This is a genomic window from Xanthobacter aminoxidans, assembly GCF_043193615.1.
GTDB classification, from domain to species: domain Bacteria; phylum Pseudomonadota; class Alphaproteobacteria; order Rhizobiales; family Xanthobacteraceae; genus Xanthobacter; species Xanthobacter aminoxidans.
In genome coordinates this window covers 162,486-173,463 of the sequence record NZ_JBAFUS010000004.1, presented here as the reverse complement: position 1 = coordinate 173,463, position 10,978 = coordinate 162,486, and the positions used below count along the sequence as shown (strand labels likewise).

The following is a 10,978-nucleotide window of genomic DNA, read 5'->3' as shown; positions in this document are numbered from 1 at the left end:
TGCGCTCATTATTGCAGACACCGCCCTGACGCCCGTTCCGTCAGTGCTCGACTATTGCCGAAACCAGCCCGCAGCGCGCCGCCGCAAGCATCGCCGGGCATCTCACCTTACGGGGAAAGATCATGGGAGCGTTGAGCACACTTCGGCCCACCATGTCGCGTTCGACGGTGGGCGCCGGCCTTGTGATGGGCCTGTCGGCCGTGCCGTTCATGGAGGCTTTCGCGCAGCAGGCGACCGCGCCCGCCGGCACCGACACGGACCTGCCGACCATCGTGGTCGATGCCGATGGCGAGCCGGTCAATTCGCTGGAGGCGACCACCGGCCTCTCGCGCCTGCCCGGCACCCTCCAGGACACGCCGCAGACCGTCACCGTCATCTCCCAGCAGACCATGCAGCAGCAGGGCGTGACCACGCTGGAGCAGGCGCTGCGCAATGTTCCGGGCGTCACCGTCGGCATCGGCGAGGGCGGCGGCGGCATGAACGGCGACCAGTTCCGCATCCGCGGCTTCCAGGCCAAGGGCGACGTCTTCATCAACGGCCTGCGCGACTTCGGCGTCTATGTGCGCGACAGCTTCGCCTATGAGAACGTGGAGGTGTTCAAGGGGCCAAGCTCGGAAAGCTTCGGTTCCGGCACCACGGGCGGCGCCATCAACATGCAGCTGAAGCAGGCGCATCGCGGCGACAAGTATGACGTGGACGGCCAGTTCGGCTCCGGGCCGCTCTATCGCGGCGTGTTCGACTTCAACAAGCAGATCGACGACACCACGGCCGCCCGCATCGTCGGCATGTTCAACGCCCAGGACATCGTGGACCGCGACCATGTGGAGGCCAACCGCTGGGGCCTCATGGGCTCGCTGGGCTTCGGCCTCGGCACCAGCCAGACGCTCTATCTCAACTATCTCTACCAGCACGGCGACCGCACGCCCGACTATGGCGTGCCCATCGTGACGCCGCTGTTCAACGATGCGAAGAAGTTCGGCGCCATCGGCGTGCCGGTGACGGAATGGGGCGTTCCGCGCTCCAATTTCTACGGCAAGGTGACGGACCGCGACATCACCGACACCAACATGTTCACGGCGAACTACAAGAACGAGATCAACGACTGGCTGACCTTCACCAACGACAGCCGCGTCGGCTACTACACGCGCGATTTCGCCGCCTCGGTGCCGGGCTGCAGCAACGGCTCGACCAATACGGTGCCGGCCACGCCGAAGACCTACGCCGCGAGCTGCACGGGGCAGTTCTTCGCCGGCAACAACCCGGCCATCACCTTCGGCGGCGGCAATCCGGGCTATCTGCAGGAAAGTCTCGCGGCCGAGAATGTCGCGACCATGACCGCCAAGTTCAACACCGGCTTCCTCAGGCATGAGCTGGTGACGGGCATCGACTATTACTTCGTCAACGACAGCCGCAACCTGCTCTCCCTCAACGGCTCGAAGGGCCTCTCGACCATCTGGCTCCCGGTCTACGAGAACACGACCGGCTATTATCTTTACGAGAATCCGTTCGGCAACAACGGCCAGAAGATCAGCAACAGCTATGATTTCGGCGCCTTCGCCAGCGACCGCATCTGGTTCACGGACCAGCTCTCCATCCTCGGCGGCATCCGCTGGGACAATTATTCGGCCGATTACAAATACTGGTGCGTGGACGCGCAGGGCACCTCCACCGTGCCGGGCTGCAAGAACAGCAAGGGCACCTGGATCAACGCCGATTCCAACACCCGCTTCTTCAGCCCCAAGGCCTCGCTGATCTGGGAGCCGACCAAGACCCAGACCTATTATGTCTCCTACGCCAAGTCCTTCAGCCCGCAGGGCGGCTTTCCCACCAACGACGTCACCGTGGTCAACCCGGTGCAGAACAATCTCGAGCCGGAAGACAACGAGACGTGGGAGGCCGGCGCCAAGGTCTCGGTGCTGGACGGCAGGCTCGGGCTCACCGGCGCGGTCTTCCGCATCAACAAGAGCAACGTCTTCTACACCGATCCCGTGACCGGAAATTCGGTGGAGAGTGGTGAGAACCAGCGGGTGCAGGGCATCGAGCTGGGCGTGACCGGCACCATCACCGACGCCTGGACCATCCAGGCCGGCTACGCCTATTATTCCAGCGAAATCCTCACCTCGACCACGCTGAGCTATGTGGGCAACGAAGTGCCCTTCGTCTCGCCCAACAACTTCACGCTCTGGACCACCTACGACCTCATCAAGGGCGGCGTGGTGCGGGCCATCCCCGGCCAGCTTCTGGTGGGCGGCGGCATCACCTACGCCGACGGCTATTTCACCAACAGCGCCAACACGGCCATCATTCCCGAGACCTTCTCGCTCGACGCGCTGATCTCGTACAAGCACGACAAGTATCGCGTGGCGCTCAACGGCTACAACCTCACCAATGCGCTGAACTATTCGGCCGGCTGGGGCAACCGCGCCGTTCCCGCGCCGGGCCGCTCGTTCACGCTGAGCGTGGGCTACACCTTCTGATCGTCACGAAAACGGCGTCGGCGCGGTCGACACGGCCGGGCCGACGCTGCCGGTTTCTGGATGCGCGATGCTCGTTGAAATCCCCGATCTCCTCACCGCGGCCGAGGTCGCCCACTGCCGCCGCGTGCTGGAGGGCTCGCCTTGGATAGACGGCCGCGTGACGGCCGGCGCGCAGGCGGCGAAATCCAAGCAGAATTTGCAGATTCCGGTGGAGTCGGCCGAGGCGCAGGAGCTGGGTGATCTCATCCTGCGGGCGCTGGGCCGCAACGGGATTTTCAACTCGGCGGCCATGCCGCTCCATGTGCTGCCGCCCATGTTCAACCGCTACGACGTGGGCATGAAGTTCGGCGCCCATGTGGATGGCGCCATCCGGGCCATCCCCGGCGCCGGGCGGCGGATGCGGGCGGATGTCTCCACCACCGTCTTCCTCACCGATCCCGCCGACTATGATGGCGGCGAACTCCTCATCGAGGACAGTTACGGCGTCCACGAGGTGAAGCTACCGGCGGGCCATGCGGTGGTCTATCCCGCCAGCAGCCTGCACAGCGTGCGCGAGATCACCCGCGGCAGCCGCTGGGGCTCCTTCTTCTGGACCCAGTCCATGATCCCGGACGATGGCCGCCGCGCGCTACTCTACGACCTAGACCTCGCCATCATGGCGGTGCGCAGCCGGCTGCCGGACGACGAGCCGGCGGTGCTCCAGCTCACCAACGTCTATCACAACCTGCTCCGGAGCTGGGCGCAGCTGTAAAGCCCGCGCGGCGCTTGAGCGAAGGCACGGGAAAGCCCGCGCGCGGCACCCGAGCGGCCGCCCTGCCGGCAAAGGCGCTACTGGTTGATCTCCGGCTCCACCAGCCGCGCCAGATTGCGCAGGGAGTCCTGCCAGCCGAGATAACAGGCCTCGACGGGAATGACGTCCGGGATGCCGGTCTGGGTGATCTCCACCTCGGTGCCCATGGAGACCTTCTTCAGCACGATGGTCACGTCGATATCGCCGGGCAGGGCGGGCGTGTCGAAGCGGTCGGTGTAGCGCACGCGTTCGCCGGGGACCAACTCGTGAAACTCCCCGCCGAAGGCGTCGCTGTGGCCGGTGGTGAAGTTGCGGAACGACATGCGGAAGGTGCCGCCCACCACCGCGTCGAGATGATGCACCGTGCAGGTGAAGCCGTTGGGCGGCAGCCACTTGGCGAGCGCATCGGCCTCGATGAAGGCGCGATAGACCTTCTCCGGGCTGGTGGTGAGGATGCGGTGCAGGCGAACGGTGCCGGGCATGTCTCTTCTCCCTGTCAGAGCACGCGCCGATCTGATCGCATCGCGATCAGATCGGATCACGCGTTCTCTTTCTTAAAGTGAGAGGGCGATTCACCGATCAAATTGATTCAATTTGATCGGATCGCGCTCTAGAGGCGGCGGCGCCGCCCGTCACCCCAAAAGGACGAACGGCGCGCGCCGCACCCGACACCCGCGCGCCGTTTTTCCGCTCACCCCACCTCGGGCAGGCGGTGGATGTATTTGTCGAGGGTGATGGGATAGTCCCGCACCCGCACCCCGGTGGCGTTGTAGAGCGCATTGGCCACTGCCGCGCCCACCCCGCACAGGCCGAGCTCGCCCACGCCCTTCGCCTTCATGGGCGAGGACATGGGGTCGGTCTCGTCGAGGAAGATCACCTCCTGGTGCGGGATGTCCGCATGCACCGGCACCTCGTAGCCGGCGAGATCGTGGTTGACGAAGAAGCCGTGGCGGCGGTCCACCGCCAGCTCCTCGAACAGCGCGGCGCCCACCCCCATGGTCATGGCGCCGATCACCTGGCTGCGGGCGGTCTTGGGGTTGAGGATGCGACCCGCCGCGCACACCGCCAGCATGCGTCGCACCCGCGCCTCGCCGGTGGCCGCATCCACCGCCATTTCCACGAAATGGCCGGCGAAGGTGGATTGCTGGTAGCGCTTGCCGAGGTCGCCATATTCGATGGTGTCCTCCGCCGTCAGCCCGTCCGCGCCCGCCGCCTGAGCCAGCGGCACGGCCCGGTTGCCGGCGCGCACCTCGCCATCGGCGAACACCGCCTCCTTGGAATTGAAGCCGAGGGTGCGGGCCACCTCCTCGCGCAGCTTCATGCAGGCGGCGTAGACGCCGGAGGTGGCGTTGTTGGCGCCCCATTGCCCGCCCGAGCCGCAGGACGCCGGCAGCGATGAATCGCCCAGCACCACGCGCACCTTGTCGAGCCCCACGCCCATCATCTCCGCCGCCGTCTGGGCGAGGATGGTGTAGCTGCCGGTGCCGATGTCGGTCATGGCGGTTTCCACCGTCACCCGGCCCTCGCCATCGAGCCGCACCCGCGCGCCGGACTTCATGAGCAGGTTGTTGCGGAAGCCCACCGCCATGCCCATGCCCACCAGCCAGTCGCCGTCGCGCACCTGTCCGGGCTTCGGATTGCGCCGGCTCCAGCCGAACCGCTCCGCGCCGAGGCGCAGGCAGGCGACCAGTTGGCGCTGGGAGAAGGGGCGGTCGGGGTTTTCGGGGTCGCGCTCGGTGTCGTTGAGGACGCGGAACTCCACCGGGTCGATGCCGAGCTTCTCCGCCATCTCGTCCATGGCGATTTCCAGCGCCATCAGGCCCGGCGCCTCGCCGGGGGCGCGCATGGCGTTGCCCTCAGGCAAATGGAGGGTGGCGAGCCGCATGGCGGTGAGGCGATGGGCACCGGCATAGAGCAGGCGCGTCTGGTTCACCGCCGTCTCCAGCCCGCCGCCGGGCAGGTCGCCGGACCAGCTCTTGTGGCCGATGGCGGTGATGCGCCCATCCCGCCCGGCGCCGATGCGGATGCGCTGGATGGTGGCGGGGCGGTGCGTGGTGTTGTTGACGATCAGCGGACGATGCAGCGCCACCTTCACCGGCCGCCCCGCCGCCCGCGCGCCCAGCGCGGCGAGCAGCGCATCGGCCCGGATGAACAGTTTGCCGCCGAAGCCGCCGCCGATATAGGGCGAGATCAGGCGCACCCTGTCCTTGGGCAGGCCGAGCATGCGCGCGAGGTCGCTGCGGCCCCACTCGATCATCTGGTTGGAGGTCCACACCGTCAGCCGGTCGCCGTCCCAGGCGGCGGTGGAGGCGTATGGCTCCATCATGGCGTGGGTCTGGTCGGGGGTGGAATAGGTGGCGTCGAGGCGCACCGGGGCGGCGGCGAAGGCGCCGTGGAAATCGCCCACGGCCGTGTCGGCCGCCCCGCCCATGCCGTCGCCCTTCTCAGGTCTAACGGCGCCTTCCATGGCCTTGGCGAGGTCGAAGGCGCCCTCGGCCGGCGCATAGTCCACCTTCACCAGCGCGGCGGCCGCGCGGGCCTGCTCGAACGTGTCGGCCACCACCAGCGCCACTGCCTGGTGATAGTGCTCCACCTCCGGGCCGGCGAGGAGCAGCGCCGTATTGTTGTTGCCCTTCTTCAGCGGCCCCGCGTTGGCAGCCGTGACCACGGCGACGACGCCCGGCGCCGCCTCCGCGGCCGACGTGTCGAGCGCGGTGATGCGGCCCCTGGCGATGGTCGCGCCGACCACGAAGCCGTGGGCGGCATTGGGGGCCACGTCGTGCCGCTCATAGGCATAGGGCGCGGTGCCGGTGGTCTTCAATGGCCCGTCGATGCGGGAGACGGGCTGGCCGATGATCTTCAGCTGGTCGATGGGATTGTCGGCGGCGGGTGTCTCGAACTTCATGGCTCAATTCCTCCCGTCCGCGAGCACGGCACCAAGGGTGCGCTCCACGAGCGTCACCTTGAAGGCATTGTCGGGGGTGGGCTTGGCGCCGGCCAGCAGGCGCTCGGCCACGGCCTTGGCGCCGCGCGGCAGCTCGGCTTCCGCCTCTTCCACCCGCCACGGCCTGTGCGCCACGCCGCCGAGGGCGATGCGCCCCGTGCCGTCCTCCTGGATCACCGCCGCGACGGAGACGAGGGCGAAGGCGTAGGAGGCGCGGTCCCGCACCTTGCGATAAATCTGCCGCCCGCCCACGGGCTTCGGCAGGGTGACGGCGGTGATGAGCTCGCCGGGCTCCAGCGCGGTCTCGATGTGCGGGGTGTCGCCGGGCAGGCGGTGGAAGTCCGCCATGGCGATCCGCCGCGTGGTGCCGGTGGGCCCGACGGTCTCCACCACCGCGTCGAGGGCGCGCAGCGCCACCGCCATGTCGCTGGGATGGGTGGCGATGCAGGCCTCGCTGGCGCCGATGATGGCGAGCTGGCGCGAATAGCCGCCGAGCGCCGCGCAGCCGCTGCCGGGCGCGCGCTTGTTGCAGGCCTGCGCGGGGTCGTAGAAATAGGGGCAGCGCGTGCGCTGGAGCAGGTTTCCGGCGGTGGTCGCCTTGTTGCGCAATTGCGCGGAGGCCCCCGCCAGCAGGGCGCGGGAGAGCACCGGATAGTCCCGCCGCACCCGTGCGTCGGCGGCAAGATCGGTGTTGCGCACCAGCGCGCCGATGCGCAGGCCGCCGTCGTCCGTCGCCTCGATGCGGTCGAGGCCGAGGCCGTTCACGTCGATGAGGTGGCTCGGCGTCTCGATCTGCAGCTTCATGAGATCGAGCAGATTGGTGCCGCCGGCGATGAAGCGGGCGCCGGGGGTCGCCGCCGCCGCTCCCGCCGCAGCGGCCGGCGTCAGGGCGCGCTCGTAGGTGAAGGGCTTCATGCGCGCCTCCCCGCCACCTCAACGATGGCCTCCACGATGTTGGAATAGGCGCCGCAACGGCAGATGTTGCCGCTCATGCGCTCGCGGATTTCCGCCTCGGTGAGTTCGACCGGTGCGGTGAGGTCATCGGTGACGTGGCTCGGAATGTCGGCCTTCACCTCGGCGATCACCGCCACCGCCGAGCAGATCTGCCCCGGGGTGCAATAGCCGCACTGGTAGCCGTCATGTTCCACGAAGGCCGCCTGCATGGGGTGGAGCTGATCGGGCGTGCCCAGCCCTTCGATGGTGGTGACGCTCTGGCCCTCGTGCATGAGCGCAAGCGACAGGCAGGAATTGATCCGCCGCCCGTCCACGATCACCGTGCAGGCGCCGCACTGGCCGTGGTCGCAGCCCTTCTTGGTACCGGTGAGGTGGAGGGTTTCGCGCAGCAGGTCGAGCAGCGTGGTGCGGGTATCCACTTCGACTTCGCGGATGACGCCGTTGACGGTGAGGGAGACCGTCGCGTGGTTGGGGCCGGATGCCCCCGGCAGGGCGGCGGGCTGGGCCTCGGCGCCGCCGGGAAGGGAGGAGGCGACCGCGGTGGCGGCCCCGGCGAGGATCACCTCACGCCGGTTGATATCGAGATCATGGGAGCGCGCCATGGGTGCCTGATCCTCCTTCGGACGGGTGCCTGTGGCTGATGGAATCGGATGCGGAGCGGCGCGAGCGCGGCCGTTGCCGTCAGGATGCGCATGGATTGGGCCGGCCGGCCAGACGACGCCTGCCGAACCGGCGTCCAACGCCGGCGCGGACGCGCGGTTCCGCACTGCGGGATCACGGAACCGTCAGGCCGTGGCGCGCGCGGGCCGGGCCTCGTCCGGGCATGGGAGATAGTGATGATCGCGCCGCCGGCGCCGGAACCTCTCAGTGGCCCCCGCCGCCTCCGGCGCCGGGTTTGGGCCGCTTCATCAGAGGCGCGGCGATCACCAGCGCGACGAACAGGAAGGTGAGCAGGTAGAAGACGTCCGAGAAGGCCATCACCAGCGCCTGCTGGCGCACCATGGCCGCCATCTGCTTCAGCGCCGCCGCCGAGGCATCCGAGCCGAGCCGGGCGAGGCCGGCGGTGATGGTGTCGAGCCGCTCCACCGCCGTGGAGCTTGCCCAGTCCACATGCTCGTGGAGGCGGGCGAGGTGCAGGTCCCAGCGGTTGTTCAGCACCGTGTTGATGAGCGCGAGCCCCACCGCGCCGCCGAGGTTGCGCATGAGGTTGAACAGGCCGGACGCATTCTTCATCTGCGCCGGCGGCATGGTGCCGAGCGAGATGTTGTTGATGGGGATCATCGCGATCATCAGCCCGACGCCGCGCAGGATCTGCGGGATGAGCAGCTCCCAGAAGTCCCAGTCCTTGGTGATGTACGTCACCCACCACGTGCCCACCCCGAAGGCGGCGAAACCGGCGCCCATCATGAGGCGCGGGTCGATCTTGGTCATCAGCCGCCCGGCGATGGGCGCGGTGAGGAACATGGCGATGCCGGTGACGAACATGGTCTCGCCGATCATGAGCGCCGAGTAGCCGCGCACCCGGCCGAGGAAGACGGGATAGAGATAGGTGAGCCCGTAGAGCCCGATGCCCATGATGAAGCTGAAGGCCGAGCCGATGGTGAAGTTGCGGTTCTCGAACGCGCGCAGGTCCACCACCGGATGATCGGTGGAGAAGACGCGGGCGAAGAAGGCGAGGGACGACACGGCGCACACGATGGCGAAGGCGACGATGGTCTGGTCCTCGAACCAGTCGTTGGTCGGCCCCTCCTCCAGCACGAATTCAAGGCTGCCGAGGAAGCCGGCCATGAACAGCAGGCCCCACCAGTCGAACTTGTCGAGCAGCGCGAAATCCGGCTCGTCGAAGTCGATCAGCGTCACCGCCGCCAGCACCACGAACATGCCGGGGATGACGTTGATGAGGAACAGCCAGTGCCAGGAGAACAGGTCGGTGAGATAGCCGCCCACCGTCGGGCCGATGGTGGGCGCCAGCGTCGCCACGAGGCCGATCATGGGCGCCACGATGGGCTGCTTCTCGCGCGGGAACACCGTGTAGGCGGCGGCGAAGACGGTGGGGATCATGCCGCCGCCGAGGAAGCCCTGCAGCGCGCGGTAGACGATCATCTCGTTGATGGAGGAGGCGGTCGCGCACATGAAGCTCATGAGCGTGAAGCCCGCCGCCGAGGCCGCGAACAGCCAGCGCGTGGACAGCGCCCGCGACAGGAAGCCCGAGAGCGGGATCATCACCACCTCGGCGATGAGGTAGCTGGTCTGCACCCAGGAGATTTCATCCGACGACGCGGCAAGGCCCGCCTGGATCTCGGCCAGCGAGGCGGAGACGATCTGGATGTCCAGGATCGCCATGAACATGCCGAACACCATGCACAGGAAGGCGAACATGCGCCGCCCGTCCACATGCGCGGCGGGGGCCGCAGGAGGCGCGGCCGGAGGGGCGCCGGCCGCGGATGGCTTCAGTGTCAGGGTGTCGGCCATGGCCGCGACTCCCGTTCGGGCTCAGGACGCGGGCGAAGGGGTGGGCGCGGCGGCCGTGGAGGTGGGCGGGGTGGACTTGGTGTCCACCGTCGCCGTCACCGACATGCCGGGGCGCAGCTCGCGCTTGGCGAGCACCCTGGGATCGATGGCGATGCGCACGGGAATGCGCTGCACGATCTTGGTGAAATTGCCGGTGGCGTTCTCCGGCGGCAGCAGGCTGAACACCGAGCCCGAGGCCGGCGACACGCTCACCACCTTGCCGGCGAACTCATGGTCCGGATAGGCATCCACATAGACATCCACGCTCTGGCCGGGCTTCAGGCGACCGAGCTGGGTCTCCTTGAAGTTGGCGTCCACATAAACGCCCTCCAGCGGCACCACGGCCACGAGGCGCGTGCCGGTCTGCACCAGCTGGCCCACCTGCGCCGCCCGGTTGCCCACCACGCCATCGATGGGCGCGCGCACCACGGTGAAGTCGAGGTCGCGCTGCGCCTGATCGCGGGCGGTCTTCAGCTCGTCGAGCACATGGGACGCCTCGGTGCGCTGGGCGGCGAGCACCACCACCTGCGCCTCGGCGGAGGCGATGGCGGCCTTGGCGGCCTCCACGCTGGCGGCGGTCTTGTCCTTGTCGGCGCGGGCATTGTCGACGGTGGAACGGCTGGCGAAGTCGGAGCGGGCGAGCTTGTCCTGCCGGTCGAATTCCGCCTGCGCGCGCTTCTGGTCGGCCTCGGCCGAGGCCAGCTGCGCCTTCATCTGGTCGACGGTGGCGCGGGCCGCCGTCTCCTGCTGGTCGAACCGCAGGAGGGTCGCTTGCTGGGTGGCGATCTTGTTCTCCGCCGCCTGGAGGGCGAGGCGATAGTCGCCGTCATCGATGCGGGCGATCACGTCGCCGGCCTTGACCCACTGGTTGGCCTCCACGTCCACGCTCTTCACGTAGCCGCCGACCTTGGCCGCGATGACCGACGTGTCGGCCGCCACATAGGCGTCGTCGGTCGACACGTGGAAGCGGCCCACCTGCCACCAGTGCATCCCGTACCAGCCGCCGGCCGCGACCAGCACCGCCAGCACCGAACCGAAGATGAGCGGCTTGCGCGAGCGCGCCTTCGAGGGGTCCTTGGCGTCGGCCGGAGCCTCCACTTCCACCGCAGGCGCGGCGGGATGGGTCTCCTCCCGCCGCGCCTTGAGCACGGTCACGCCGGCCGAGGGGGGTTCGGCCTGCGCATCCGGCTGCGGTTCGGGTGCAAAAGCGGGCGCCGCCGCTTCATTCCTGATGATCTGAGCCACCTTGATCTCTCCCGGCCAGCTGGGGCCTGACTGAACGGTTTAGTCAAAATCTGGAGT

At 68.1% G+C, this 10,978-nt stretch carries 8 protein-coding genes; 2 read left to right on the top strand and 6 right to left on the bottom strand.

All coding sequences use genetic code 11. The features are described from left to right. The first annotated feature begins 122 nt into the window (after positions 1-122). Both V5F74_RS19545 and V5F74_RS19540 read left to right on the top strand, forming a co-directional pair. Entirely contained in the window at positions 123-2,477 is a 2,355-nt protein-coding gene (locus V5F74_RS19545; RefSeq protein ID WP_394009740.1) for a TonB-dependent receptor, read from the top strand. A 67-nt stretch (positions 2,478-2,544) separates the two neighbouring features. Continuing rightward, on the top strand, positions 2,545-3,228 hold the full coding sequence (locus V5F74_RS19540; RefSeq protein ID WP_394009739.1) for a Fe2+-dependent dioxygenase: 684 nt from the start codon (positions 2,545-2,547) through the stop codon (positions 3,226-3,228). A gap of 77 nt (positions 3,229-3,305) precedes the next feature. On the opposite strand, the gene V5F74_RS19535 is transcribed toward V5F74_RS19540, so the two are convergent. The 6 genes from V5F74_RS19535 to V5F74_RS19510 form a co-directional block, all read right to left on the bottom strand. After that, positions 3,306-3,749: an SRPBCC family protein gene (locus tag V5F74_RS19535; protein WP_029556523.1), complete on the bottom strand. Its 444-nt coding sequence runs from the start codon at positions 3,747-3,749 to the stop codon at positions 3,306-3,308. Positions 3,750-3,958: 209 nt separating this feature from the next. Further along, positions 3,959-6,172, bottom strand: coding sequence for an aldehyde oxidoreductase molybdenum-binding subunit PaoC (gene paoC / locus V5F74_RS19530; RefSeq protein ID WP_394009738.1), 2,214 nt, complete (start codon positions 6,170-6,172; stop codon positions 3,959-3,961). A 3-nt stretch (positions 6,173-6,175) separates the two neighbouring features. Next, complete coding sequence (locus V5F74_RS19525; protein ID WP_394009737.1) at positions 6,176-7,126, bottom strand: FAD binding domain-containing protein; 951 nt, start codon at positions 7,124-7,126, stop codon at positions 6,176-6,178. After that, a complete protein-coding gene (gene paoA, locus V5F74_RS19520) occupies positions 7,123-7,767 on the bottom strand; it encodes an aldehyde dehydrogenase iron-sulfur subunit PaoA (RefSeq protein ID WP_394009736.1) in 645 nt (214 codons plus the stop codon). Before paoA ends, V5F74_RS19525 begins: the two co-directional genes overlap by 4 nt. Positions 7,768-8,029: 262 nt before the next feature. Further along, positions 8,030-9,637, bottom strand: coding sequence for a DHA2 family efflux MFS transporter permease subunit (locus tag V5F74_RS19515; RefSeq protein ID WP_374252186.1), 1,608 nt, complete (start codon positions 9,635-9,637; stop codon positions 8,030-8,032). A 21-nt stretch (positions 9,638-9,658) separates the two neighbouring features. Then, positions 9,659-10,921 carry an HlyD family secretion protein gene (locus tag V5F74_RS19510; RefSeq protein ID WP_449361632.1) on the bottom strand — a complete coding sequence of 421 codons (1,263 nt, stop codon included), beginning with the start codon at positions 10,919-10,921 and terminating at the stop codon, positions 9,659-9,661. Positions 10,922-10,978 lie beyond the last annotated feature (57 nt).

Coding starts and splice junctions, on each gene's coding strand:
- V5F74_RS19545 (WP_394009740.1), top strand. CDS start 123: ATGGGAGCGTTGAGCACACTTCGGCCCACCATGTCGCGTTCGACGGTG.
- V5F74_RS19540 (WP_394009739.1), top strand. CDS start 2,545: ATGCTCGTTGAAATCCCCGATCTCCTCACCGCGGCCGAGGTCGCCCAC.
- V5F74_RS19535 (WP_029556523.1), bottom strand. CDS start 3,749: ATGCCCGGCACCGTTCGCCTGCACCGCATCCTCACCACCAGCCCGGAG.
- paoC (WP_394009738.1), bottom strand. CDS start 6,172: ATGAAGTTCGAGACACCCGCCGCCGACAATCCCATCGACCAGCTGAAG.
- V5F74_RS19525 (WP_394009737.1), bottom strand. CDS start 7,126: ATGAAGCCCTTCACCTACGAGCGCGCCCTGACGCCGGCCGCTGCGGCG.
- paoA (WP_394009736.1), bottom strand. CDS start 7,767: ATGGCGCGCTCCCATGATCTCGATATCAACCGGCGTGAGGTGATCCTC.
- V5F74_RS19515 (WP_374252186.1), bottom strand. CDS start 9,637: ATGGCCGACACCCTGACACTGAAGCCATCCGCGGCCGGCGCCCCTCCG.